Source organism: Allobranchiibius sp. GilTou38 (assembly GCF_017565325.1).
GTDB lineage: Bacteria > Actinomycetota > Actinomycetes > Actinomycetales > Dermatophilaceae > Allobranchiibius > Allobranchiibius huperziae.
On sequence record NZ_JAGEKN010000003.1, the window covers coordinates 102,727 to 128,586 of the forward strand.

The following is a 25,860-nucleotide window of genomic DNA, read 5'->3' on the forward strand; positions in this document are numbered from 1 at the left end:
GAGCGGAGGGGTCCGGCGTCGGACGGAGGGGACATGCCCCTCCGATCGGTGTCGGACCCCTCCGTTCGTCGCTGGGGGTACGTTCGGTGACGGGACCGGTCGGACCGTCAGCAGGAGGAACCCGTGCGCATCGCCTTGTTCGCCACCTGCCTGGTCGACGGGCTCTTCCCCGAGGTGGGCAAGGCGACGGTGACCGTCCTGCGCAGGCTCGGCCACGAGGTGGTCTTCCCGATGGAGCAGACCTGCTGCGGGCAGATGCACGTCAACACCGGCTACCCGCGCGAGGCCCTGCCGCTCGTTCGGCGGTACGCCGGCACCTTCGAGCCGTACGACGCGATCGTCACCCCCAGCGGGAGTTGCGCGGGCGCCATACGTCACCAACACGCACAGGTGGCAAGGCAATTCGGTGACGACGCTTTGGTGGAGCGGGTCGAGGCCGTCGCCGCCCGCAGCTACGAGCTGTCCGAGCTGCTCGTCGACGTCCTGGGGGTGACCGATGTCGGCGCGAGCTACCCGCACCGGGTGACCTACCACCCGACGTGCCACTCGCTGCGGATACTGCGCGTCGGCGACCGGCCGCTGCGCCTGCTGCGCGCCGTCGACGGGATCGACCTGGTGGAGCTGCCCCAGGCACAGACGTGCTGCGGCTTCGGTGGCACCTTCGCGCTGAAGAACTCCGAGACGTCGACCGCGATGCTCGCCGACAAGATGCGCGCGATCCAGTCCACCGGCGCGCAGATGTGCGCCGCCACCGACGCGTCCTGTCTCATGCACATCGGGGGCGGCATGTCGCGCCTCGACGTCGGCACCGAGACCGTCCACCTGGCGCAGATCCTCGCCTCGACCAAGGATGCGCGATGACGACGTTCCTCGGTATGCCGACCGCATCGCCGACCGCGCACCTGCGCACCGGGGAGTCCTTCCCCGACGCGGCGCGTACCGGCCTGACGGACAGCCAGCAGCGGCACAACCTGCGGGTCGCGACCACGACCATCCGCGAGAAGCGCGCCGGTGTCGTGGCCGAGCTCGACGACTGGGAGCAGCTGCGCGCGGCCGGGGCCGCCATCAAGGACGCGACCCTCGCCGAGCTCCCCGACCACCTCGAGCGTTTCGAGGCCGCGGTCACCGAGCGCGGCGGCACGGTGCACTGGGCGCGGGACGGCGACGAGGCCAACGCCATCGTGACCCGGCTGATCCAGGCCACCGGCGAGACCGACGTGGTCAAGGTGAAGTCGATGGCGACCGAGGAGATCGGCCTCAACGAGGCGCTGGCGACGGCGGGCATCACCGCCACCGAGACCGACCTCGCCGAGCTCATCGTGCAGCTCGGCGACGACCGGCCCAGCCACATCCTGGTGCCCGCGATCCATCGCAACCGCAGCGAGATCCGCGATATCTTCCGCGACCACATGGACGACGTCGACCCGGGTCTGACGAACGACCCGGAGGCGCTGGCGGGGGCTGCCCGGCTGTACCTGCGACGCAGGTTCCTGTCCGCGAAGGTGGCGATCAGCGGAGCGAATTTCGGCGTCGCCGAGACCGGCACGCTGTGTGTCGTGGAGTCCGAGGGCAATGGACGGATGTGCCTGACGCTGCCGCGCACCCTCATCACCGTGATGGGCATCGAGAAGCTGGTGCCGACGTGGCGCGACCTCGAGGTCTTCCTGCAACTGCTGCCCCGGTCCTCGACCGGTGAGCGGATGAATCCCTACACCTCGATGTGGACCGGCGCGACCGAGGGCCAGGACTTCCACGTCGTCCTGCTCGACAACGGACGCACCGCGACCCTGGCCGATCCGCACGGCCGGTCGGCACTGCGCTGCATCCGCTGCTCCGCCTGCCTCAACGTCTGCCCGGTCTACGAGCGCGCCGGCGGGCACGCGTACGGATCGGTCTATCCCGGCCCGATCGGGGCGGTGCTTTCGCCCCAGCTGACCGGGGTGAAGGACAACCCGTCGCTGCCGTTCGCGTCGTCGCTGTGCGGAGCGTGCTACGACGTGTGCCCGGTGGCCATCGACATCCCCACGATGCTGGTGCACCTGCGCGCCGAGGTCGTCGCGGCCAAGCGCGAGGAGCACCGGGTGCCCACCGCCGAGGCTGCCTCGATGACCGCTGCGGCGTGGACGATGACTTCACGGCGTCGGTGGACCGCGGCACTGCGCAGCCTGTCGCTGGGCCGGGTCGCCCGGCGGATGCCGGCGCTTCCCCCACCGCTGTCGTCCTGGGCGCGCTCACGCGACCTGCCGCAGATGCCCCGCGAGACGTTGCGCGACTGGTGGGTGAGGGAAGGCGGCGACGTCCCGCCCGCAGCGCCGGAGGAGAACGCGTGATGGACGCGCGCGAGACGATCCTGCAGAGAGTGCGGACGGCGCTGGCGGACCGCCCCGCCGCGCCACCCGTCGTTCGCGACTATCACCAGGCCGGCTCGCGGCTGGCGGACGTCGACGTCTTCGTCGAGCGGGTCGCCGATTACCGCGCGACAGTGCACCGGTGTGGCGCGTCCGTCGTGCAGGAGCGCCTGTCCGACATCCTGCGGGCCCGCTCGATCATGGAAATCGCCGTACCGCGAGGGTTTCCGACGGAGTGGGTGCCGACGGTGCGGACCGCAGACGAACCCGTGAGCGTCGAAGAGCTGGATCGGATCTCGGCGGTGCTCACCACCTGTTGCCTCGGCATCGAGCAGACGGGCACCATCGTGCTGGATGCCGGCCCCGGGCAGGGTCCGCGCGTGCTGACCCTGGTGCCCGACTACCACCTGGTCGTCGTGCGCGAGGACCAGGTGGTCGCGGCTGTCCCGGATGCCGTCGCGGCATTGGACGCGACCCGTCCGCAGACCTGGATCAGCGGGCCGAGCGCCACCAGCGACATCGAGCTGCAGCGTGTCGAAGGGGTGCACGGTCCGCGCACCCTCGACGTGCTGCTCGTCGCGTCCGCCTGACCCTTCTCATCGAGCGGCGGGTGATCTCAGACGCCGCGCAGGTCGAGGTGCAGCTCGGTCGGCCCACCCGACTCGAGCACCACGGGGATGCCCCAATCCTGTTGGTAGAGATGACAGGCGGCGTACTCCGGCACTTCGCCGGTATCCGGGTCGCCGTCGCACGCTGCCGCGCGCACCGAGATGTGCAGGGTGCCGTCGCCGACCGCCGGGTCGAGCTGCAGAGTGCGGGTCAGCCCGGTCGAGGTGCCGTCGCCGTCCCGGATCAAGGCACCGGGGGTGGCCATCACCATGAGCTGGGTGGGGTCGCCGTAGCGGTGGTCGAGTTTCTGACCGGTCGGCGGTTCGAACGCGATGCGCAGCTCCACCGCCCCCGGCGCCAACGGTGTCACCGGTCGCTGAGTCTGGTGCGCGATGCCCGCGACACGCTGCGCCCGCGCCGGCACGGCGACGCGGGTGACCTGGTGTGCTGCCGACTCGACCACGAGCAATCGCACCGTGTCGCCGTCGGATTCGACGAGTACGTCACTCGGTTCGGCCAGGTCGGCGGCGAGGGTCGAGACCTCGTCGACCACGGGGTCGTACCGGCGGATCGCGCCGTTGTAGGTGTCGGCGATCGCCACGCTGCCGTCCGGCAGCTCCGCGACGCCCAGCGGGTGCTGCAGCAGCGCGTCCGCGGCCGGGCCGTCGATATGGCCGAATTCGAAGAGGCCCTGCCCGATGTGGGTCTGCACCTCGAAGCCACTGTCCTGCAACGTGATCGAACGAAGTGCAGACGACTCAGAATCAGCGACCCAGACCCGCGAGCCGTCGGCCGACGTGCTGAGGCCGGACGGTTGCGCGAACCATGCGTCGTGCGCAGCCCCGTCGCGGATGCCCTCGGAGCTCGTGCCGGCGTGCACCGCGATCGTGTTGTCAGCGGGATCGGTCGCCAGGTGCAGGACCCACAGCTGGTGGACCCCGGCCATCGCGATCACCGCGCGGTCGATCCACCAGGTGATGTCCCACGGGGTCGACAGATCCTGCCTCAGCGCGAGCCCGCTCCCCGACCGCTCGCGCAGCTGGTCACCAGTTCCCGCGACAACACGGATCTGCCCGTCCGACAATCGGATCGAGGCGATCTGATGGTGCACGCTGTCGGCGACCAGCACGTCGTACCCCACCCGCGCGGCGACGTCGGGGGGCAGCACGCACAGACCCTGCGGCTCCTCGAAGACACCCGGACCGCCGTACCTCGCGCGCTCGGTGGTCAGATCCGGGTCCAGGTGCACGACCTGGTGGTGGGCGGTGTCCGACAGCAGGTAGCTGCCGTCGGGGGCCGCTGCAAGCTTGTCGGGGAATCGCAACGCAGTCTGCGGCGGAGGTGGCGCGACGTACGGCGAATCCCCCCGCCGCAGGGTACCTTTCGCCTCGTGTTCGGCGACGAGCTCACGGACGAGGACGCCGAGACCGTGCGCGTGGCCCTCCCCCGACAGCTGAGCCACGATGTAGCCCTCGGGATCGATCACCACGAGCGTCGGCCACGCCCGCGCGGCGTACGCCTGCCATGTGGTCAGCTCCGGGTCGTCCAGGACCGGGTGGCCCACGGCGTAACGCTCGACCGCCGCCTCGACCGCGGCGGGCTCGCCCTCGTGCTCGAACTTGGGCGAGTGCACGCCGAGCAGCACCAGCTCGTCGGCGAACTCCTGCTCCAGCGGCCGCAACTCGTCCAGCACATGCAGGCAGTTGACGCAGCAGAGGGTCCAGAAATCCAGGACCACGATCTTGCCGCGCAGGCCCTTCAGGGTGACGTCGGCGCCGCCGGTGTTGAGCCACCGCCGTCCTGCCAACTCCGGCGCGCGTACCCGCACCTTCGCCCTCACTGACCCGTTCACCGTCTCGCTCACGCAGAGGCCAACGACACCACCCGTGCGGTCATTCCACGAGCGCGGCCCCGACAGCCCGGTGGGGGTTTTGCGTTCGTGGCCAGGGCTGCAGCACTGGCCACGAACGCAAAACCCCCACCTCCACTCGACTGTCCACATCCCCTACCCGCTCTCCACACACCTCCCGCGGCGACCAGACACCCGTCGGCGCAGCCGCCACGATCACCCGATGGACGTCGCCACCACCCCGTATCAGGCCTTTCCCGCCGCCATGAGCTACCCGCTGCGGATCCGGGTCCGCCAGCAGGGATACGCGTTCACCCGCCGCGACGCCCTGGAGTTCGGCGCCTCGGACGAGCAGCTCCGGGCGTGGTGCCGGGCAGAGGACGTTCTGAGCGGCGCGCAGGGCAGCTACTTCCTGCCGCCCGGCGACCTCGACACGATCACCAGCGCCGCCGAGACCCAGAGACGACGGATCCGCGCTCTGCTGCTCGTTCTGGGCGAGGGGTACCTCGTCACCCACCAGTCGGCGCTCCTCGCCTGGGACCTGCCCACAGACCCTTCCTGCGACACCACGGAGATCCACCTGGGCCATCGGGAGGGGCATCGATGGTCGCGCCGGCCAGGTGTCCGGCTGCACCGGGTGCCGGAACCGATCCCGATCGCGACCGCGTCCGGTATGCCGACCGTCTCCACGGCGTACGCGATCGTCCAGGTGGGCGCCGGCATCGGAGTGGAAGCCGCGGTCATTCCCGCCGACGCCGCGCTGCGCAACTACCTCGCCTCACCCACCGATCTGGCGGAGGCGATCCGACAGTCACGGAGAACGCCCGGCTGCACACGACTGGCCACCCTGCTCGACCTCGTCGATCCCCGGTCGGAGTCACCGGGCGAGAGCCGACTGCGTCTGCTCCTGCGTGCCGCCGGTGTGGCGGTCACTCCGCAGGTCGTCATCCGCGACGGGGACGGCCACTTCGTCGCCCGGGTCGACCTGCTCGTCGACGGCACGCACACGATCGTGGAGTTCGACGGGCTCCTGAAGTACCGCGGCGCAGGTAACAGCGAAGCCCTCGTCAACGAGAAACGGCGCGAACTGGCGCTCCAGCGGCTCGGCTACCGGGTGGTGCGCGTCGTGTGGGACGACCTGGCCGACCCCGGCCGCGTCCTGTCGCTGCTCGCCCCGCCCGCACTGCAGACCGGGGCGTGACGGCCTCCCCACGACACCGCTGGTTTGCGTTCGCGGTCAGTGCTGCAGCCCTGGCCGCAAACGCAAACCGGCAGCGTCGTCCGGTCGTGCCGGCCTTTGCAGGTTTGCGCCGGTCAGAGGCGGCGGTCAGCGAGGACCGGGAACGCCTCGCGGACGTCCCGGACGGCCGACGGGTCGATCTCCACCGACAGCACCTGCTGCTCTTCGCCCGCCTCGGCGAGCACCCCACCACCCGGCGCGATGACGGCTGAGTGGCCGCCCATCTGCGTCTTCGCGTGGGTGCCGGCGGTGTTGCAGGCCAGCACGAAGCACTGGTCCTCGACGGCCCGTGCCCGCAGCAGCAGCCGCCACGCGTCCACCCGCGCCATCGGCCACGCGGCCGGGACGACGAACGCCTCAGCTCCCCGGTCCAGCAGCGCGCGGTACATCTCCGGGAAGCGGATGTCATAACAAGTCGACAGGCCGACGGCGAGAGAAGACGATCCGGCCGGCACGTCGACCCGCACCAGCTCCGTCCCCGCGTCCATCAGCTTCGGCTCGCCGCCGGCGAAACCGAACCGGTGGATCTTGCGGTACGTCGCCACGAGGGTCCCGCTCGCGTCGTAGACGACCGAGGTGTTCCACAGGTCGTGGCCCTCCTCGCCGGTCTCACCGGACGCCGGTCGCTCCACGATCGACCCGCCGTGCAGGAAGACCCCCGCGTCACGCGCCGCGGCCGACAGTGCCGTGCCGATCGACCCGGTCACGTCCTGGGCGCGTGAGCTCCACTCCCGGTAGGAGAATCCGCCGGCACCCCACAGCTCCGGCAGCACCACCAGGTCGTGCCCGGCCTGCTCCCGGACCAGCGCGACCACCCGCTCGACGCGTGTATCGAGGGTCTCGGCGTCGTCGTACGCCAGCTGGATCAGCGCGACCCGCATCAGGCCTGCTTCCCGCGGCCGGATCGCGCCGCCAGATAGTCGTTGTACGCGCGCAGCTCGGCATCGTCGTCGCGGTCGGCCTGCCGCGCCTGCCGCTCGCCCTCGGCGGTGTCCTTGCGGTACCACTCACCCGCGATCAGCATGGCCAGCATGAACGTCGGCACCTCGCCCGAGCCCCACGCGATGGTGCCGCCGCGTTGCTGGTCGGTGATGGGACTGGGCACGTAGGACAGGTGCAGCAGCTGGAAGAAGTCGCCGCCCAGCAGGTCGTTGCCGGTCATCAGCGCCACTCCGAAGAACGCGTGGAACGCGATGGCGATCAGCAGGATGCCCAGTCGGATCGGCGGCGCCCAGCGTCGCGGGCCGGGGTCGATCCCGACGAGAGCCCACGCGTAGAGATACCCCGACGCCATGAAGTGCACCATCATCAGCAGGTGCCCGGTGTGGGTGGTGAGCGCCAGGTGGAAGAGCGGCGAGTAGTAGAAGACGATCAGCGACACGAAGACGAAGATGGCCGCGATGGCCGGATTCGCGACCACGGCGACCACGCGGGAGTGCACGACGGAGAGGATGACCTCGCGCGGCCCGAGCGTCAGGTCGTGCCTCTTGGGTAGCGCCCGCAGCGCGAGGGTGACCACGCCGCCGCGGACCAGCAGGATCGGCACCAGCATCGAGACCGTCATGTGCTCGAGCATGTGCACGGAGAACATCACCCGGCCGTAGACCGCCGGGGCGCCGTCGACCATGTAGAGGAAGATCAACCAGCCGAGGCACCAGGAGATGGTGCGCAGCACCGGCCAGCGGTCGCCGCGTCGGGCCAGTCGCACGACCCAGCTCAGGTAGACGGCGATGGCGATCACCGAGACCGCGCTCAGCAGCCATTCGACGCGCCACACGGTGAACCACGTCGCGACGTGCGGCGCCGCGGGCGCGAGATAGCCGGTGAGGCTGTACGCCGTGTCGACTCGCCCGTGCACCTCGGCGACGGGCGGGGCCGATCGCGCGAGCGCCACCCCGACGGCGACGGCTGCGCCCATCACGAGCGACTCGACGCCGGCCAGCCGCGCGAAGAGCGCGCGCCCGGGCGCATCGGCGCCGTCCAGGTGACCGAGGACCCGCTGCCGGTGCAGCGCACCGAACGTGCCGAGCGCGAGCAGCAGCACGACCTTGATCAGCACGAGCACGCCGTAGCGGGACGCCAGACCCGAGAAGGAGCCGACCCGGATGACGGCGTTGAGCACGCCGGACACGGCGACCGCGCCGAAGCACCACAACGCGACCGTGGAGTAGCGGCGCACGACGTCGGCGGTGCCCTTGCCGAGCCGCCCCCACATCACCAGCAGCGCGAGCAGGCCGCCGACCCAGACCGTCACCGCCAGCAGGTGCACGAGCAGGGAGTCGACCGATGCCTCGTGGTCGTCCGATCCGGCGGCATGGCCGATCAGGGCCAGGGGGTACAGAGCGACCAGCGCCATCCCGAAGAGCCACGCCATCCCGCGAGCGCCCGGCCCGGTGAACGCGAGCAGCGCGACGGCCGCCGCGATCAGCGCCGTGATCGCCGGCGCGCGCAGGATCTCCAGCTGCCAGATCGACGCCCACGCCTCGGATGCGAAGCCGGTGGCGCCGAGCCGGGTGCCGGAGACGTCGGCGAAGTTGAGGACGACGCTCGCCGCGCCGACGACCGCCCAGCCGGTCGCGGCCCACGCGGCATAGCGGGCCAGGGACTCCCGCCGGCGGGTGGTCGCGCCCTCCGGCACCAGGAACCCGCCGAGCAGGAGCGCCCCCACCGTGAGCGCGGCGGTCAGATCGCGTACGACGTTGAGCAGCGGGATGCCCCAGCGCACGACCGCGCCGGGGTCGCCGAGCTCCAACGGGGACGCGGCGTGCGAGAAGAGCACGGCGAGCACGACGACCACGAGGGCGAAGGGCACGACGGCCCGGATCCACGTCGACCGGCGCGCACGCACGGGTGCCGCTGCGGTCGCAGGACTCGTGCCGGTGTCGCTCGCCATGCACCCAGGGTAGGCAGACATCATGGGCAGCGCCCCCGCGCACCGTCCGCGCTCCAAGTAGGTTGGTCGCCATGCAGACCCATCCCCAGCCTCCGGTAGAGCTTCCCGAGTTGGTCGATGCGTTCGCCGCCACCGGTCAGTCGATCCTCGACCTGGGGCTGACGTGTCACCCCGAGGACTTCGACAAGCCGACCGCTCTCCCGGGGTGGACCGTCAAGGACGTCTTCGCCCACGTCGCCGGCACCGAGCACCTGATGAACGGCGGTCAGGACCGCGAAATCGAGGTGCCCGACTACGAGTGGATCCGCAACGACGCCGGCCGGTTCATGGAGCGGGCCGTCGAGGTGCGCCGCGGTCGCTCCGGCGGGGAGATCGTCAACGAGTGGCGCGACCTGCTGCCCAAGCGGATCGCGTCCTACCGCGACCCGACGCTGAACCCCGAGACCGTCATCCAGGGCCCGTTCGGGCCCATGGAGCTGACCGCCATGCTCCACCTGCGGCTGATCGACCTCTGGTGCCACGAGCAGGACCTGCGCGACGCGTTGCACTCGATGGGCAACCTGGACTCCGCGGGCGCCGCCGCCTTCACCAGCGACGTCCTCGCCGCCTTCCCCGCGCGGGCCGCTCGCCGAGCCGATCTCGAGGTCGGCAGCGTGGTCATCATCGAGTGCACCGGCCCGGTCATGGCGCGTCAGGGCATCCGCATCGTGGAGGGGTCCGACGGTCGGCCGTACGCCGAGTCGCTCTTCTCCGGCACCGCGCACGTGGACAAGGTCGATGACGAGACCGGCGAGATCATCCCCCTGCCGCTGGGCAAGATCACCACGATCCGGCTCAGCACCGAGTCACTGACCCGGCGCGGTGCCGGACGCATCTCGACCGCGGATCTGCGCTACAGCGTCGAGGGCGACGAGGCCGCTGCGGCCCGCGTCCTCGACGTACTCACCATCACGCCCTGACAGGACGTCCCCGCCGATTTGATAGATCGCGTGGCTATCCATATAGTTGTATGAGTCAAGCAACTATGGAGGGGATATGGCCGTCAGTCTCGAGGTGGCATCGCGGGTCGGTGAGGACCTGGTGCACCTGATGAAGGCGATGAGCGCACTGCGACACCACGTGCCGCGTCTGCATCCCGACGTCGAGACCTCCGCCTACCCGGTGATCTTCGCCGTGTCGACGGGGCCCCTGCGGGTGTCGTCGATCGCCGAACGGGTGCACTCCGATGTATCGACCGTCAGTCGCCAGGTCAGTCACCTGGTGCAGGCGGGGATCCTGGAGAAGGTGACCGACCCCGGCGACGGGCGTGCCTTCAACATCGCCCTCGCACCCGACGGCAAGCAGCTCCTGGAGGACATCCACGAGAGCAGGGGGCAGATGTTCGCCACCTTGATGGCCGACTGGTCCAGCCGTGAGGCCAAGGACTTCGACCTCGCGCTGCGCCGCCTGCACGACGACCTCACCCGCACCTTCGTTAGCTCGAGCACCTGCACCACGACAGCCCCGTCACACCCGTCAACCACCGGAAAGGAGTCGATGTGACTGCCCAGACCAGCGCGGCCAACGCGCCCGCAGCATCCGGCGGCCAGTATTCGCACGCACAGATCCTGCGGATCCTCGGCGGCCTGATGCTCGGCATGTTCCTGGCCGCACTCGACCAGACCATCGTCAGCACCGCCATCCGTACCATCGGCGACGACCTGCACGGCCTGTCCGTACAGGCCTGGGTCACCACCGCCTACCTGATCACCTCGACGATCACCACGCCGATCTACGGCAAGCTCGGCGACATGTACGGCCGTAAGAAGCTGTTCATGTTCGCGATCACCGTCTTCGTGATCGGTTCCGCCGCCTGTTCGTTCGCGACGTCGATGTACATGCTCGCCGCGTTCCGCGCGTTCCAGGGCCTGGGCGCCGGTGGCCTCTTCACCCTGGTGCTCGCGATCATCGGTGACCTCGTGCCGCCGCGTGAGCGCGCGAAGTACACCGGTTACTTCATGGCGACCTTCGCCACCTCCAGCGTCCTCGGCCCGGTCATCGGCGGTCTGTTCGCCGAGACCAGCTCGATCCTGTTCATCTCCGGCTGGCGCTGGGTCTTCCTGGTCAACGTGCCGATCGGCATCATCGCCCTCTTCGTCGTATGGCGCACGCTGCACCTGGACCACGTCCAGCGCAAGGCGCGCATCGACTGGTGGGGCGCGGTGGCGCTGGTCATCGGTCTGGTGCCCACGCTGACCGTCGCCGAGCAGGGCCGCACCTGGGGCTGGACCTCGGGGCGCTCCATCGCGGCATACGTCATCGCGGTCCTCGGCCTGGCGATGTTCATCCTCGTCGAGCGCGCGATGGCCGACGACGCGCTGATCCCGCTGCGCATCTTCAAGCTGCGCGCGGCCTCGGTCACGATCGTCGCCAGCATCATCGTCGGTATGGGCATGTTCGGCGGCATCACCGTGCTGCCGCTCTACTTCCAGATCGTGCACGGCGCATCGCCGATGACGTCCGGCTTCCTCATGCTGCCGATGGTGGCGGGCCTGATGATCGCCGCCATCATCTCCGGTCAGATCACTGCACGCACCGGGCGCATCCGGGAGTTCCCGATCTTCGGTACGGCGATCGCCACCGTGGGCCTGCTCCTGCTGTTCCTGTTCGTCGACGCGGACACCCCGGTCTGGCAGGTCATGGCCTTCATGTTCGTCTTCGGCTACGGCCTCGGTAACTGCATGCAGCCGCTGACGATCATCGTGCAGAACGCCGTGCCGGCGAAGGAGATCGGCGTCGCGACGTCCTCGGCGACGTTCTTCCGCCAGATGGGCGGCACGCTCGGAGTCGCGATCTTCCTGTCGATCCTCTTCAGCACGGTCGGCGACAAGATCACCTCGGCCATCTCGGCGGCACCTGCAGGCGTCCAGGCGCAGATCGCCCAGAACCGCAGTGTCGTGTCGCAGATCCAGAACGACTCCTCGGTCATCAACAAGCTGCCCGTGGACGCGCGGCACCCGTTCAAGGTCGGCTTCGCGGACTCCATCCACATCATCTTCATCGTGGCTGCTGCGGTGATGGTGCTGGGCTTCCTGGTCCTGCTGCTGATGCCGAAGGTGGAGTTGCGCGGTCAGTCGGCCGCCGATGCCGCCAAGGCCGAGGCGAGCGGCGCACAGCCGGCGCAGAAGCCGGAGCCGTCGGTGGCCGACCTGGTCGGCCCGCCGGCCCACGGGGCCACCGAGGACGAGCCGCCGCGTCACCGCGCGCCGGACGAGGCGCTGGCGACCGTGCCGGCTCACCCGGGCGACGAGCTACCCAAGCACGCGTCCGTCGACGCGGACTACCACCCGAGGCACGTGCACGACTGATCCGCCTCGTACGTCACCTTCCGAGTGCGCGTTCCGCAGAGCTTCGGCTCCGCGGAACGCGCACTCGGCGTTTGTGGGCGAGGTGCGGTGAGGGACGATGTGCCCGTGGACGAACTGGTGAGGCGACTGACGGCGGGCGGCATCGAGGCGCACGCGGACCCGCTCACCCGCTCGCTCTACACCACCGACGCGTCGCTCTACCGGATCGCACCGACCGCCGTCGCGTTCCCCCGGTCGACCGAACAGGTCGAGCAGGCGTACGCCGTCGCGCGCGACCTCGGCGTACCCCTCACCACCCGTGGCGCCGGCACGTCGATCGCCGGCAACTCGATCGGCGCGGGGCTGGTGCTCGACTTCTCCCGGCACCTCGACCAGGTGCTGCACCTCGACCCCGAGGCTCGCACGGCTGTCGTCCAACCCGGGGTCGTGCAGGCCCGTCTGCAGGCCGCAGCGGCGACGCACGGATTGCGATTCGGACCCGACCCGTCGACGTCCACGCGGTGCACGATCGGCGGCATGCTCGGCAACAACGCCTGCGGCTCGCGAACCTTGGGCTACGGCCGCACGGTCGACAATGTCGTTGCTCTGAAAGGCTTCTGGGGCACCGGTGACCGTTTCGACCTCGCCTCGGGCACCCGCGCTTCGGGGCCGGTGGCGAAGCAGCTGACCGGGCTGGGGGCGGACAACCTCGAGCTGATCCGCACGTCGTTCGCGCGCTTCGGCCGTCAGGTGTCCGGCTACTCCATGGAGCACCTTCTGCCCGAGCGGGACGTCGACCTCGCGCGCTTCCTGGTGGGCTCCGAGGGCACCCTCGCGGTGCTGACCGAGGCCACCCTGCGGCTGGTGCGCGACCCGGCTGTGCGCGTGATGATCGTGCTCGGCTACCCCGACATCACGGTCGCCGGCGATGCCACCCCGTCCGTGCTCCTTCACCGGCCGACGGCCTGCGAGGGCTTCGATCAACGACTGCTCGACGTGCTGCACAGCCGGGGCGGCACCTCACCGCCGCTGCCGCCCGGGCCCGCATGGCTCTTCACCGAGGTGTCCGGGGAGGATCGCGGCGAGGTCCTTGCCCGCGCCGAGGCCATGGTCGACGACGCCGGTCTCGGCGCGCACTCCAGCCTGATCGTCACGGACCCGGCGCAGGCCGCCGCGCTGTGGCGGATCCGCGCGGACGGCGCGGGGCTCGCGGGCCGCTCCCCCGCAGGGAAGCCGGCCTGGCCGGGGTGGGAGGACGCCGCCGTACCCCCGACGTCCCTCGGCGCTTATCTGCGCGACTTCGACGAGCTGGTCGTCGCGCATGGGCTCAGCAGCGCGCCGTACGGCCACTTCGGCGACGGCTGCATGCACGTGCGCCTCGACATCCCCCTCGATGCTCCCGACGGGCCAGCTCAATTGCGGGAGTTCGTGGTGGACGCCGCGAAGCTCGTCGCGACGTACGGCGGTTCGCTCTCCGGCGAACACGGGGACGGGCGCGCGCGCAGTGAGCTGCTGCCGCTGATGTACTCCCCTGAGGTCATCGATCTGTTCGCCGCGGCCAAGCACGCGTGCGACCCGGACAACCTGCTGAACCCCGGTGTCCTGGTCGAACCCGCACCGCTCGACGCCGACCTGCGCTTCCCCGCGCGGCGGACCCCGACACCACTGGCGTTCTCCTGGACCGCCGACGGCGGCGATTTCAGCCAGGCCGTCCACCGCTGCACGGGCGTCGGCAAGTGTCGCGCGGACAACACCGCGAGCGGCGGGGTGATGTGCCCGTCCTACCTCGCCACCCGCGAGGAGAAGGACTCGACCCGCGGCCGCGCGAGGGTGCTGCAGGAGATGCTCAACGGCTCCGTCGTCACCGGCGGCTGGCGCGCGCCCGAGGTGCACGACGCGCTCGACCTGTGCCTCTCGTGCAAGGGCTGCGCCTCGGACTGCCCGACCGGCATCGACATGGCGTCGTACAAGGCCGAGGTGCTGCACCAGTCCTACAAGGGGCGGCTGCGGCCCATCTCGCACTACGTGCTCGGCCAGCTACCGCGCTGGGTGCGCGCCGGCGCACGGGCACCGAAGCTTGCGAACGCCGTTCTGCGCGCTGGCGATCGGATGCCCTTCGCGAAGTCCGCGGTGGGCGTCGACGCTCGGCGGAGCATTCCGCAGGTCGCCGCCGACCCGTTCCGCAGCTGGGCACGCGAGCACGGGCTGCGACCGTACGACGCCGCTCACGCCAGCGGCGACGAGGTCGTCCTTCTCGTCGACACCTTCACCGACAACTTCTCTCCGGCCATCGGCGCCGCCATGGTCGCGGTGCTGCGGGACGCCGGCTTCAGTCCGGCGCTGCCGACCGCAGCCGGATGTTGCGGTCTGACCTGGATCTCCACGGGTCAGCTCGACGGCGCCCGCCGGCAGCTCGAACGCACCATCGCGGGCCTGGCTCCCGCCGCCAACGCAGGAGTGCCGATCGTCGGCATCGAGCCGTCCTGCACCGCGGTCCTGCGACACGACGCAGCCGAGCTGGTGCCCACGGACGACGCCCGCGCCGTGCGCGACGTGACCGTCACGCTGGCCGAGCTGCTCGCGCGTACGCCGGGCTGGTCACCGCCGTCACTCGACGGGGTGCGGATCATCGCGCAGCCGCACTGCCACCACCACGCGGTGATGAGCTGGGCGGCCGACGCGGCGCTGCTGGCGAAGGCCGGCGCGCACGTGCAGCGGCTCGGCGGATGCTGCGGGCTGGCGGGCAACTTCGGCGTCGAGAAGGGTCACTACGACGTGTCGGTTGCGGTCGCCGAGCAGCAGCTGCTGCCCGCCGTACGCGCCGCGCAGCCCGGTGACGTCGTGCTCGCCGACGGTTTCTCCTGCCGCACCCAGCTCGACGATCTCCTCGGCACGCTCCCCGGCGGCGCGTCGCGGGGCACGCACCTCGCGCAACTCCTCGCCGCCCACCTGTCCTGACGACGAGCGTCAGCCCCAGACGAGTGCCCGCGAGGGGTCCTGCAGCAGGGCCGCGACGTCGGACAGGAAACGTGAACCGAGGTCGCCGTCGACCATCCGGTGGTCGAAGGACAGCGACAACTGGGTGACGTGCCGGGGCATGATCGTGTCGTTGCCGTCGGAGTCGGTGACCACCCAGGGCATCTTGCGGACGGCGCCGAAGCACAGGATCGCCGCCTCGCCCGGGTTGATGATCGGCGTACCGGTGTCGACGCCGAAGACACCGACGTTCGTGATCGTGATCGTGCCGCCCGACATGTCGCCGGGAGGCGTACGCCCCTCGCGTGCCGTGGCGGTCAGTTCGCCGAGCGCCTGCGCGAGGTCGCGCATGGACATGGCGTCGGCGTCCTTGATGTTCGGCACCACCAGTCCGCGCGGGGTCGCCGCGGCGATACCGAGGTTGACGTAGCGCTTCTGGACGATCTCGGCCGAGCCGTCCGGCTTCTGCGCCCACGAGGAGTTGATGCCCGGATTGCGTTTGACCGCAACACAGAGCGCCTTGGCGAGCACCGTGAGCGGGGTGACCTTCAGACCGGTGAACTCCCGGTCCGAGCGCAACCGGTCGACCAGCTCCATCGTCGCGGTCATGTCGATCGTGACGAACTCGGTGACGTGCGGGGCGGTGAACGCCGACGCCACCATCGCGTCGGCGGTGAACTTGCGCACGCCCTTCACCGGGATGCGCGTCTCACGCTCCTGCGAACTCGCGGACGCAGCGACCGGCGCCGAATCACTCGCCGGCGCAGCGCCGTTCGCCAGGTGACGCTCGACGTCGGCGCGCGAGACGATGCCCGACTCGGCCGACGGGGCGACGGTCGACAGGTCCACGCCGTGGTCCTTCGCGAACTTGCGGACCGGCGGTTTCGCCAGCACCTTGCCGCCGGCAGCCGGTGGGGTCGCCGCGCGCTCCATAGGGCGCGCCGCGACCTCAGGCGCGGCGGAAGCGGGAGCAGGCTCGGGCGGCGCGGCCACCGCTGCAGGAGCGGGCGGTGCCGGGGCAGCCCCCGGTACGGCGCTCGCCCCCTTGCGGGCCCGCCGCGCGGTCTGCGCGGGCGCAGCGCCGTACCCGACCAGGTGCGGGGTGCGCTCCTCGGGCTCCTCGGCCGACGGCGTCGTCACCTCGGACGGCTCGGTGCTGGCGGCGCCGGCCACGTCGACGGTGATGATCGGGCTGCCGACCTCGACGGTCGCACCCTCGTCGACCAACAGCTGAGTGACCTTGCCGGCCCACGGGATCGGCAACTCCACCAACGATTTCGCCGTCTCGATCTCTACGACGATGTCGTTGGTCGACACCTCGTCGCCGACCTGCACCTTCCACGAGACGATGTCGGCCTCGACCAATCCCTCACCCGGATCGGGGAGGTTGAACGTCTGCACAGCCACGAAGGCCCCTTCCAGCGGATCAGTAAGCGAGAGAACGGTCGACGGCCTCGAGGATGCGGTCGAGTCCCGGCAGGAACTCCTCCTCGAAGCGGCTCGGCGGATAGGGGATGTTGTACCCGCCGACCCGCAGGACGGGAGCCTCCAGGTGGTGGAAGCACTCCTCCTGGATGTGCGCCGCGATCTCCGAACCGAGGCCCAGGAAGGTGCTGGCCTCGTGCACCACGATGGCGCGGCCGGTGCTCTTGACGGCCCGGTCGATGGTCTCGGTGTCGAGCGGTGACAGCGAGCGCAGGTCGACGACCTGCAGCGAGATCCCTTCCTGCGCAGCAGCATCCGCCACCTGCAGGCAGGTCTTGACGGTCGGGCCGTAGGCCAGGAGCGTGAGCTGAGTGCCGTCGCGCACGACACGCGCGTCGTGCAGCCCGAGTCGCGACCCGGACTGCGGGTCGAGGTCGACCTCGGCACGCTCGTGGTAACGCCGCTTGGGCTCGTAGAAGATCACCGGGTCATCGCTGGAGATGGCCTGCTGGATCATCCAGTAGGCGTCCGCCGGGTCCGAGCACGCGACGACCCGCAGGCCCGCGGTGTGCGCGAAGTAGGCCTCGTTGGACTCGCTGTGGTGCTCGACCGCGCCGATCCCACCGCCGAACGGCACGCGGATGACAATGGGCAGCCGCAGCGCGCCGCGCGAGCGGGCGTGCATCTTGGCGAGCTGGCTGACGATCTGGTCGAACGCCGGGTAGATGAAGCCGTCGAACTGGATCTCCACGACCGGACGGTAGCCGCGCATGGCCAGCCCGATCGCCGTACCGACGATGCCGGACTCGGCGAGCGGGGTGTCGACGACGCGGTCCTCACCGAAGTCCTTCTGCAGGCCCTCGGTGATGCGGAAGACGCCGCCGAGCTTGCCGACGTCCTCACCCATGAGCAGCACCTTGGGGTCGGCCTCCATGGCCGCCCGCAACCCGGCGTTGATGCCCTTGGCCAGAGTCATCTTCTGCGCGGCCATCAGCGCGCCCCCTCCGTCTCGAAACCGGCCTGGTATTCCAGGAACTGAGCCTTCTCCCGCTCGACCACCGGATGCGGATCGACGTAGATCTCGTCGAACATCCGCTCCTGGCTCGGCTCGGGCATGTTCTGGCAGGCGGTCCGCACGCGGACGGCGAGCTCGTCGGCCTCCCGGTCGACCGACTCGTAGAACGCGTCGTCGGCGTAGCCCTTCTGGCTGAGGAAGCCGCGCATCCGCTTGATCGGGTCCTTCTCGCGCCAGATGTCGACCTCCGCGGCCGAGCGGTACTTGGTCGGGTCGTCGGAGGTGGTGTGCGCGCCGAGGCGGTAGGTGAACGCCTCGATCAGCGTCGGGCCCTGTCCGGACCGGGCGTTGTCGAGCGCGGCCTTCGTCACGGCGTACACCGCGAGGACGTCGTTGCCGTCCACCCGGATGCCGGGGAAGCCGAACCCCTGCGCGCGCTGGTACGGCGGCACGCGGAACTGCTTGTAGTTCGGCTCGGAGATGGCCCACTGGTTGTTCTGCACGAAGATCACGAGGGGCGCGTTCGCGACGCCGGCGAAGACCAGCGACTCGTTGAAGTCGCCCTGCGCGGTGCCACCGTCCCCGGTGAACGCCATGACCGCGGCGTCGCGCTCCTCGTCGCCGGTGCCGACGACTCCGTCGCGCTGCATGCCCATGGCGTAGCCGGTCGCGTGCAGCATCTGGTTGCCGATGACGATCGTGTAGAGGTGGTAGTTCAGTTCGGAAGGCGACCACCCGCCGTTGTCCACTCCGCGGAAGAGCGCGAGCAGCTGCTCCGGCTCGATCCCGCGGCACCAGGCGACGCCGTGCTCGCGGTAGCCCGGGAAGGCGAAGTCCTGCGAGCGCATCGCGCGGCCGGCTCCGACCTGGGCGGCCTCCTGGCCGAGAAGCGAGGGCCACAGGCCGAGCTCGCCCTGGCGCTGCAGCGCGTGGCCTTCGGCGTCCAGGCGTCGTACGAGCACCAGATCGCGGTACATCGAGCGACCGTCCTCGGGCGTGAGCGCCTCGACGATGTCTGCGTACGGGGTGTTGGCGGGCGTCCGCTCGAGGCGGGTCCCCTCGCCGTCGACGAACTGGACCATGTCGGGTCCGCCGTCGGTGATGTCCTGCTGGGCCTGTGGCACCACGGTCTCGTGGTGCACGGCGACGTCCGGGATCTGGGTCACGCTCGCTCCTCTTCGCTCCGGCACGGTGGTGTCGGTGGTCGGTCGGCTCGTCACCACCGTCCAGGGTCGCCGTCCGGTGATGACGGCGCCACGCCGTTGTGGCGCCGGTCACAGGTGGAAGGCTACCCCCGGGTTCGACGCTCGCTCGCCACGGGCTGCGGGTCAGCGCAGCCGGCGGTTGAAGACGAATCCGAGCGCCGCGCCCAGCCCCGCTGCCACGACCGGGACGACGTACCCCGCGTGTCCGCCGGCGCTCTGCACGACGATCCCGCCGAGGGAGGATCCGGCGGCGATGCCGATGATCATGGCGGTGAAGACCATCCCCATCGACTCGGTCACCTGGTTGCCCGGCACGAGCGATCCGGCGAGTTTCATCGTCACGATCAGGGTGGGCGCGGTGGCCATCCCGGCCAGGGTGAGGCCCACGGCCAGTAGCGGGATGCTGTCGACCAAGAGCACCGGTGCCTCCAGCACACACATCGCCAGGGCCCCGATCCAGAGCGCGCGATGCGCGGGTACGGCGTCCTCGCGAGCCCCGTAGACGACGCCGGCCAGCGCCGAGGCCAATGCGTAGAGCGCGAGGATCAGGCCCGAGGCGCCCTTGTGGCCGAGCTCGGCGGCGGTGGCGATGGTGACGATCTCGTTGGCGCCGAAGATGCCGCCGATCATGAACGACACCGCGCAGACCACCAGCACGCCCGGGATGCGCAGCACCGACCTCGTGCTCTTGTGGGTGACGTGGTCGACCGGGGGCTCGGTATCGGTGCGGGCCAGGAAGACGAGTGCACCGACAGCGAAGAAGAACGCGGCCGCGATGTAGCCGGCCTCGGGCAGCACGGTCGTTGCGAGCACCACCGCGATCGCCGGCCCTCCGACGAACGCCAGCTCGTCGATGACCTGCTCCAGTGACATCGCCGTGTGCAGCATGCCCGGCTGGTCGCCGAGCAGGTGCGACCAGCGCGCCCTGCTGAGGGTGCCCGTGGTGCCGACGACGGCGGACATCGCGTAAGTGACGAACAAGGTCCAGGCGGGCGCACCGGTGATCGAGACGGCGACCACTGCGACCGACCAGAGCGTCGACCACACCACCAGAGGCAGGGTCACCCGCCGCTGGCCGTAGCGGTCCACCAGACGGCCGATGATCGCCGCCGTGATCGCGAGCACCGCCAGCGCACCCGCGGAGACCGCGCCGGCGAGCGAGTAGGACCCGGTCCGCGCGGACACCATCGCGACGACGGCGACGCCGAACATCGCGCCGCCCAGTCGCTCGATCGCCGAGCCGAAGAGGAACTGACGCGCGCCGGTCACCCGCAGCACGGCGGCGTACCCGAGGCGGGGCTGATCGGACTGGTCGAGCACGGCCATCGTCCTACCCCTCTCGAGTGGCATACATATATTTCGGGTGCACCCGGTACAGGTGCGCCACTCGGCACATTTCTATGCCACTCGGCGGAGCGGGCTCAGCGGTTGCGGAACGCCGCCGCGACCTCGATCAGCCGGTCGTTCGCCGCACGCTCGGCGATCGTGGCGCGGACGCCGTCGCCGGCGAACGGTCGCACGGTCAGCCCGGCCTCGTCCGCCGCGGCGGCGAAGTCGAGAGTGTCCTCGCCGAGCGGCAGCCACACGAAGTTGGCCTGCGAGTCCGGGATCGTCCAGCCCTGCTCGGCGAGTGCGGCCACGACGCGGTCGCGTTCGGCGACGAGGTCGTCCACCCGCTCCTGCAGCTCGTGGCGCACGTCGAGGCTCGCGATCGCCGCGCGCTGGGCGATGTCGCTGACCCCGAACGGCGTCGCCGCCTTGCGCAGCGCCTCGGCGACGCGGGGCTGCGCCACGGCGTACCCGACCCGCAGTCCGGCGAGCCCGTACGCCTTGGAGAAGGTCCGCAGCACCGCGACGTTGGAGTGCCGGGCGAGGACGTCCAGCCCGCGCACCGCCGACTCGTCGCGGCCGAACTCCAGGTATGCCTCGTCGACGACGACCAGGACGTCACGCGGCACCCGCGCCAGGAACTCCTCCAGCTCGGCGGCGCCGACCGCCGGCCCGGTGGGGTTGTTGGGCGTGCAGACCAGCACCAGCCGGGTGCGGTCGGTGATCGCGTCGGCCATCGCGCGCAGATCGTGCCGGGCGTCGGCGTCGAGCGGCACCTGCACCGACGCGGCGCCCGCGAGCGCGACCACGATCGGGTACGCCTCGAAGCTGCGCCAGGCGTAGACGACCTCGTCACCCGGGTCGCAGGTGATCTGCAGCAGCTGGGCGAGCACACCGACGCTCCCGGTGCCGGTGGCGATCTGGTCGGCCGAGACGTTCAGTTCCTGCGCGAGCCGGTCGGTGAGCGCGGTGACCGCCATGTCCGGGTAGCGGTTCATCTGGGTCGCCGCCTCCTGCACGACCTTCAGCACGGACGGCAGCGGCGGGTAGGGGTTCTCGTTGGAGCTGACCTTGTACGACGTCACATCGGCCCGTGCCGCCGCGGGCTTCCCGGGCCGGTACGCCGGGACCGCGTCGAGCGCCCGGCGCAGCGCGACGGTGTCGGACGCGCGCTCCTGCTCGACGGTCATGCCTGGGGCCGCTGCAGGCCGGCGTCGAGCTGGGACAGGAGGTCGCGTCCCTGCTCGGCGAACTTGTGCTCGACCAGCACCTCGTAGCGGGTGGCCACGATGGTGCTGACGGAGGTGAAGTCGCGCCGTCCCTGCGACATCGAGTAACCGACCGCGGCGTACACCAGACCGAAGAACGCACCGAAGAGGATGCCGCCGATGATCACGCCGAGCTTGTTGCTGCCGGCGTCGAAGAGGGAGAGCAGCAGACCGAAGAGCAGGCCGATCCAGGCGCCGGACGCGAGTCCGCTGGCGATGACCCGGCCCCAGGTGAGGCGGGCGGTCACCCGCTCGACCTGCTTCAGGTCGGTGCCGACGATCATGCAGTTCTCGACCGGGAACTCCCGGTCGGACAGGAAGTCCACCGCGCGCTGGGCGCCGAGGTAGTCGTCGTACACCCCGAGCGACTGCGGATACTCCAGGGCCAGGAGCGACGCACGGGCTGCCTGCATCGGATTCTGATTGCTCATGCCGTCAGTCTCTCATCGAGTCCCGCGCCTGCCCACCCGCATTGGGCCCGCGAAGACTGCGCTCACCAGGACGGGTCGTGGGCGTTCTCCAGGTAGACGGCGCCGGTCCCGTCGTCGATCGCGCGCACCGACCGCTCGATCAGACGCGCGGTGTAGTCGGCGGTGTGCGCCCCGACGTCGGCGACGGCGCGCCAGTGCACGGCCTTGATCTCCCGCGGCTGCAGCGCCCCCGGCTCGGAGGTGACGCGCACGTCGAAGACGAAGAGCGTCGCGTCGTCCCATCCGCGCCACGGAGGCAGCCAGGTGACCGCGGCGAGCGAGCGCACGGTGCCGTCGAGCGACAACTCCTCGCGGACCTCGCGCAGCACGGCCGTGGCCGGGGACTCCGCCGGGTCGACCACGCCGCCGGGCAGATCCCAGAAGCGCTTGTAGGTCGGCTGGCACAGCAGCACCTCGCCCGCGTCGTTGCGGATCAAGGCCTGCGCGATCGCCCGCTTCGTCGGCAGCGTCGTGTTGAGCACCCGCGCGAATGATCCCCATTCGCTCACGCTGGGGTCGGTGGCGAGCCGCGCGAAGATCACCTGATCGACCCGGCCGTCGGCGGTCGCCGCGGCCGCCCGGGCGGTGCCCTCCTTGAGCATCCCCGCGCGCGCCGCGATCCGCCCGGAGCCCAGGTCGTCCGCGGCGATCCGCGTCTCGATGCGCACCACGCCGAGATCGTCGAAGGCATGCCGCAGGAAGACCTGCACCGCCTGCGCGCCGAGCAGTTGGGCATCGGATTTGAAGAGCTGCCAGGACAACTCGGCGGTGTCGGCCCCGGTGGAGCGCAGCAGCATCCCGCCGACGACGTTGCCATCGACTTCGATGAGCACGCTGTTGAGCGACCGGTCGTCGTCGTAGCCCGCCTGCCAGCGGACGAGAGCCTCGGCCGCACCTGCGTCAGCGCTGCCACCGGCGTCCGAATCCGTCTCGAACCAGCCCGAGTCCAGTGCACCTCGGCGCAGCCCGGAGAGGTCGGCGTCGGTCCACGGGCGCAGCACCAGGGATCCGTCGCGCAGCGTCGGTTGGGGTGGGGGTGTCGGCATGGCAGCACTCTACGGCGGGCGCCGGCGACCCATCCGGGTACGACGAAGCCCCCGCCGCGCGATGCGTGCGGGGGCCTCGCCCGGGGCCGAAGCCTCAGGTGCGGTGCGTCAGCCGGTGACGGGCAGCGTGGTGGTGGTGGCCGTCGGGGTCGGCGGCTGAGTGGCCGTCGAGGTGCCGGTCGACGTCGGCGTGGAGGTGCCGGTCGACGTGCTCGTCGAGGTGGAGGTCGACGTGCCCGTCGACGTGGACGTCGGTGACGTGCTCGTCGAGGTCGAGGTCGAGGTCGAGGTGCTGGTGCTCGTCGACGTGGTGGTGGCAGCCGCACAGCCGCTCACACCGCCGATCTCGACGTACTGACCCGGCTGGTTCGGGCTGTAGTAGGCACCGACGGTGATGCTGCCCGCACTCGCGAGGAAGGTGACCGTGCCGACCGCGTTCGCGTTGCCCGTGAACTTGGCGGCCGAGACGGTGGTCTTCGCGGTGTAGGTGCCGGCGGCGCCCCCGCCCCTGACGACGACAGCCGGCTTGCCGTTGGTGCATCCGGTCGCGACACCGATGGTCGGGGTGTTGAGCAACGGCATCGAATACGCGACGACCGAGACGCCGTCCTGCTCCTTCGCGGAGGCGACGAACTGCCCGTCAGGATCAGCGATGTTGCCGAATGCGAAGCCGTGCGAGGCGGTGTCGGTCGCGTACGCCACGCCGTAAACGGTCGCGGTCGCGGCGGAACTGGTCGCGCTGGTGATGATGAGACCGGCTGCGGCCGTGATGCCCACGGCAGCTGAGGCTCCAAAGAGCGCGGTATTGCGCTTCATCGAGTTTCCCTTCTCGGTGCTGAAAGTGCTTCTGAGTGTTAGGAGGCAGTGATGTCCACGGGTGTCCCCGTAGGCAACTTAGCGAACATTGAGAGCGCAGCGGCTGGAACGCGGACACAACCGTGAGAGATTTTCCCGATCCGACCCGCCGCTGTCGGCCACCCGTGTACGGCGACGGTCCCCGGACCTCCTCCGAAGGTGTCCAACGAGTCCGAATGCGCGCCCAACGCATAGATGACCGGCGAGAAGATCTCGCTCGGATCCACGAATCCGGCCAGCAGGAACGTCTGTCCCACGGGCGTCGGGGTCGCGTCCTTCCCGTGGCCGACGGTCCACTCCCCCATCTGCGACGTGCCCTTCATGACGGTCATGCGTCCTGCGGCCAATGAGATGTGCACCCGCCAGTCGGTCTGCGCCGTCCGCATGCCGGCCGCCGGGATCCACGCGAGTGAACCGTTCGGGCGCGACGGCAGCCGCACCTGGTACCAACCCGACCTGCGGTCGACGATCGGCAGCCAGGTGTCCAGACCGAGCTGCGTTGCCGGTATGACGACCTTCGGGCTGCCACCGGGAGCATCGAATCCCACCTGGGCGTGCGCGATCCGGACGACGTTCCCGTCGCTGGTCGCCCCCGATGAGCTCGGCAGTCCGTGCACGGTGGTGAAGGTGGTGGATCGCGGCAGCGCGGCGAGTTGCGCGGCGCTCACCGGCGGCACCGGCACCACGGCGGACGAGGTGGCACCGGAGCTGGAGCCGCCCGAACCCGACGGCGAGCCGGCGGAGGGTGGCGTGGACGTCGCGGCATCCGGTCCGGAGCCACCCCTCAGAGCGTGCACCCCGAGTACGACGAGTGCGAGCACCACGAATCCTGCGATCACCCCTGCGACGCGCACACCCATGCGCTGGGCCGCCCCGCTGTCACGACCGAACCTGCCTGCCATCTGCCCCTCATCACGCCGCGGTCGCGGGAGCCCGCGACGCTGGGAATCCTAACCGCCGAACCTCCGGGGATCCGGTGTCGTCACTTGGTCCTGACAGAGTCGATCTGCGCCGAGGTCACGGAGAAGACGGTCGCGCTGCAGGTGCTCATCGCACCCTCGACCGGATGACCGACGATCGTCACCGTGGCGATCTGCGCGGCGCCGGGTGCGGAGCTGAGCGATGTACGACGGCCGAAGGAGTGCGCGACCGAGACCAGCTTGGCCGGCAGCCCCGGCCCGGCGAGCGCGTACCTCTTGCCGTCCGTCGTCCTGAATCCCACGCAGGTCAGACCGTCGCCGCTGACAGTGCCCCGCAACGTGACGTCGCCGGGCGAACTGTCGCGCGGTGAGGACCGCGGGGTGCTCGGGCGGGCGGGCGACGTGGTGGCACCCGAGGTCGGTGCGTTCGAGGTCGGAACGCCCGATGTGGAGGGGCTTCCCACGGACGCCGAGCCGCAGCCAGCCAGCAGGACGACGCCGAACGCGCCCAGTGCGATCGCGCGGGTCGTCGGCGTTGTCATCGCGCTCAACCGGTGGTGATCGAGTGGATGGTCGCCGAACTGACCACGAACGTGGTGCCCCCGCACGTGTTCATCAGCCCCGATGCGGTGTGGCCGACAACCGTGACCGTCGCTGTCTGCGGGGGCGAGGGCTGCGCGGTGATCGAGGTGCGGGATCCGCCCGAGTGCGCCACGGTGTAGAGCTTCCCCGGCACAGCACCGGTGATCACGTACTGGTGCCCGTCGGTCGTATGCAGCCGCACGCACGGCAACCGGTCGCCGCTGACCGTGCCGGTGAGGGTGACGTCCTTGGCCGTCGGTGATCCGCCGGCCGTGGGCGAGGACGTCGCACTCGACGATGTCGAGGATGGTGCCGACGAGGATGTGGTCGTCGTGGAGCCGCCCGGTGCGTTCGCGGATCCGCACCCCGCGAGGACGCCGGCGGTCAGGGCGATGGCAGCTGCGCAGGGCAGTGCGCGGAACGAATTCATGAAGCTCCTTCGTGGACGGCCCACCCGTGACCTGTCGGCCACCACTCGCCGTCCTCACTCCTATGACGCACCGC

At 70.4% G+C, this 25,860-nt stretch carries 23 protein-coding genes; 9 read left to right on the forward strand and 14 right to left on the reverse strand.

Features of this window, described 5'->3' with window-relative positions:
* Positions 1-123: 123 nt before the first annotated feature.
* Genes JOB34_RS01010 through JOB34_RS01020 form a run of 3 tightly spaced genes read left to right on the forward strand, consistent with a single transcriptional unit; the run spans position 124 to position 2,938 of the window.
* The gene (locus JOB34_RS01010) at positions 124-861 is read left to right on the forward strand and encodes a (Fe-S)-binding protein (RefSeq protein ID WP_208050972.1); all 738 of its coding nucleotides are present in this window, start codon (positions 124-126) and stop codon (positions 859-861) included.
* The gene (locus JOB34_RS01015; protein ID WP_208050973.1) at positions 858-2,330 is read left to right on the forward strand and encodes a lactate utilization protein B; all 1,473 of its coding nucleotides are present in this window, start codon (positions 858-860) and stop codon (positions 2,328-2,330) included. The genes JOB34_RS01010 and JOB34_RS01015 overlap by 4 nt, the downstream gene beginning before the upstream one ends.
* Positions 2,330-2,938: an LUD domain-containing protein gene (locus JOB34_RS01020; protein ID WP_208050974.1), complete on the forward strand. Its 609-nt coding sequence runs from the start codon at positions 2,330-2,332 to the stop codon at positions 2,936-2,938. The genes JOB34_RS01015 and JOB34_RS01020 overlap by 1 nt, the downstream gene beginning before the upstream one ends.
* 26 nt (positions 2,939-2,964) lie before the next feature.
* On the opposite strand, the gene JOB34_RS01025 is transcribed toward JOB34_RS01020, so the two are convergent.
* A complete protein-coding gene (locus JOB34_RS01025; RefSeq protein WP_208051131.1) occupies positions 2,965-4,809 on the reverse strand; it encodes an NHL domain-containing thioredoxin family protein in 1,845 nt (614 codons plus the stop codon).
* A 220-nt stretch (positions 4,810-5,029) separates the two neighbouring features.
* Here JOB34_RS01025 and JOB34_RS01030 point away from each other — a divergent pair, with 220 nt between their 5' ends.
* The gene (locus JOB34_RS01030) at positions 5,030-6,007 is read left to right on the forward strand and encodes a hypothetical protein (protein ID WP_208050975.1); all 978 of its coding nucleotides are present in this window, start codon (positions 5,030-5,032) and stop codon (positions 6,005-6,007) included.
* Between the two features lie 113 nt (positions 6,008-6,120).
* Here the strand turns inward: JOB34_RS01030 and JOB34_RS01035 are convergent, their stop codons facing one another.
* Together JOB34_RS01035 and JOB34_RS01040 are read right to left on the reverse strand one after the other, a co-directional pair.
* Positions 6,121-6,927 carry a carbon-nitrogen family hydrolase gene (locus tag JOB34_RS01035; protein ID WP_208050976.1) on the reverse strand — a complete coding sequence of 269 codons (807 nt, stop codon included), beginning with the start codon at positions 6,925-6,927 and terminating at the stop codon, positions 6,121-6,123.
* Positions 6,927-8,939, reverse strand: coding sequence for a cytochrome c oxidase assembly protein (locus JOB34_RS01040; RefSeq protein ID WP_208050977.1), 2,013 nt, complete (start codon positions 8,937-8,939; stop codon positions 6,927-6,929). Before JOB34_RS01040 ends, JOB34_RS01035 begins: the two co-directional genes overlap by 1 nt.
* A gap of 71 nt (positions 8,940-9,010) precedes the next feature.
* Here JOB34_RS01040 and JOB34_RS01045 point away from each other — a divergent pair, with 71 nt between their 5' ends.
* The 4 genes from JOB34_RS01045 to JOB34_RS01060 all read left to right on the forward strand — a co-directional run bounded on the left by JOB34_RS01045 (position 9,011) and on the right by JOB34_RS01060 (position 15,223).
* On the forward strand, positions 9,011-9,898 hold the full coding sequence (locus tag JOB34_RS01045) for a maleylpyruvate isomerase family mycothiol-dependent enzyme (RefSeq protein ID WP_208050978.1): 888 nt from the start codon (positions 9,011-9,013) through the stop codon (positions 9,896-9,898).
* Positions 9,899-9,974: 76 nt separating this feature from the next.
* Positions 9,975-10,481: a MarR family transcriptional regulator gene (locus JOB34_RS01050; protein ID WP_208050979.1), complete on the forward strand. Its 507-nt coding sequence runs from the start codon at positions 9,975-9,977 to the stop codon at positions 10,479-10,481.
* Positions 10,478-12,286 (forward strand): MDR family MFS transporter, encoded by a 1,809-nt coding sequence (locus JOB34_RS01055; RefSeq protein ID WP_208050980.1) that lies wholly within the window; start codon positions 10,478-10,480, stop codon positions 12,284-12,286. The genes JOB34_RS01050 and JOB34_RS01055 overlap by 4 nt, the downstream gene beginning before the upstream one ends.
* Before the next feature lie 105 nt (positions 12,287-12,391).
* Positions 12,392-15,223 carry an FAD-binding and (Fe-S)-binding domain-containing protein gene (locus JOB34_RS01060; RefSeq protein WP_347813679.1) on the forward strand — a complete coding sequence of 944 codons (2,832 nt, stop codon included), beginning with the start codon at positions 12,392-12,394 and terminating at the stop codon, positions 15,221-15,223.
* A gap of 9 nt (positions 15,224-15,232) precedes the next feature.
* Here the strand turns inward: JOB34_RS01060 and JOB34_RS01065 are convergent, their stop codons facing one another.
* From JOB34_RS01065 to JOB34_RS01110, 10 genes are all read right to left on the reverse strand, one after another.
* Positions 15,233-16,648, reverse strand: a complete 1,416-nt coding sequence (locus JOB34_RS01065) for a dihydrolipoamide acetyltransferase family protein (RefSeq protein ID WP_208050982.1) — start codon at positions 16,646-16,648, stop codon at positions 15,233-15,235.
* 19 nt (positions 16,649-16,667) lie between these two features.
* Positions 16,668-17,657 carry an alpha-ketoacid dehydrogenase subunit beta gene (locus tag JOB34_RS01070; RefSeq protein WP_208050983.1) on the reverse strand — a complete coding sequence of 330 codons (990 nt, stop codon included), beginning with the start codon at positions 17,655-17,657 and terminating at the stop codon, positions 16,668-16,670.
* Positions 17,657-18,838, reverse strand: coding sequence for a pyruvate dehydrogenase (acetyl-transferring) E1 component subunit alpha (gene pdhA, locus JOB34_RS01075; RefSeq protein ID WP_233767621.1), 1,182 nt, complete (start codon positions 18,836-18,838; stop codon positions 17,657-17,659). Before pdhA ends, JOB34_RS01070 begins: the two co-directional genes overlap by 1 nt.
* Before the next feature lie 171 nt (positions 18,839-19,009).
* The gene (locus JOB34_RS01080) at positions 19,010-20,212 is read right to left on the reverse strand and encodes an MFS transporter (RefSeq protein WP_208050984.1); all 1,203 of its coding nucleotides are present in this window, start codon (positions 20,210-20,212) and stop codon (positions 19,010-19,012) included.
* Between the two features lie 95 nt (positions 20,213-20,307).
* A complete protein-coding gene (gene hisC, locus JOB34_RS01085) occupies positions 20,308-21,405 on the reverse strand; it encodes a histidinol-phosphate transaminase (protein ID WP_208050985.1) in 1,098 nt (365 codons plus the stop codon).
* On the reverse strand, positions 21,402-21,914 hold the full coding sequence (locus tag JOB34_RS01090; RefSeq protein ID WP_208050986.1) for a general stress protein: 513 nt from the start codon (positions 21,912-21,914) through the stop codon (positions 21,402-21,404). Before JOB34_RS01090 ends, hisC begins: the two co-directional genes overlap by 4 nt.
* A 62-nt stretch (positions 21,915-21,976) precedes the next feature.
* Positions 21,977-22,999: an NUDIX hydrolase gene (locus JOB34_RS01095; RefSeq protein ID WP_208050987.1), complete on the reverse strand. Its 1,023-nt coding sequence runs from the start codon at positions 22,997-22,999 to the stop codon at positions 21,977-21,979.
* Between the two features lie 108 nt (positions 23,000-23,107).
* A complete protein-coding gene (locus JOB34_RS01100) occupies positions 23,108-23,815 on the reverse strand; it encodes a hypothetical protein (protein WP_179478350.1) in 708 nt (235 codons plus the stop codon).
* 38 nt (positions 23,816-23,853) lie between these two features.
* Positions 23,854-24,756 (reverse strand): L,D-transpeptidase, encoded by a 903-nt coding sequence (locus JOB34_RS01105; protein ID WP_208050988.1) that lies wholly within the window; start codon positions 24,754-24,756, stop codon positions 23,854-23,856.
* A gap of 80 nt (positions 24,757-24,836) precedes the next feature.
* Entirely contained in the window at positions 24,837-25,076 is a 240-nt protein-coding gene (locus JOB34_RS01110; protein ID WP_208050989.1) for a hypothetical protein, read from the reverse strand.
* 37 nt (positions 25,077-25,113) lie between these two features.
* On the opposite strand from JOB34_RS01110, the gene JOB34_RS01115 reads away from it, so the two are divergent.
* Positions 25,114-25,335, forward strand: coding sequence for a hypothetical protein (locus tag JOB34_RS01115; protein ID WP_208050990.1), 222 nt, complete (start codon positions 25,114-25,116; stop codon positions 25,333-25,335).
* Here the strand turns inward: JOB34_RS01115 and JOB34_RS01120 are convergent.
* Positions 25,322-25,786, reverse strand: coding sequence for a hypothetical protein (locus JOB34_RS01120; RefSeq protein WP_208050991.1), 465 nt, complete (start codon positions 25,784-25,786; stop codon positions 25,322-25,324). The two genes, JOB34_RS01115 and JOB34_RS01120, sit on opposite strands and share 14 nt — an antisense overlap.
* Between the last annotated feature and the right edge of the window lie 74 nt (positions 25,787-25,860).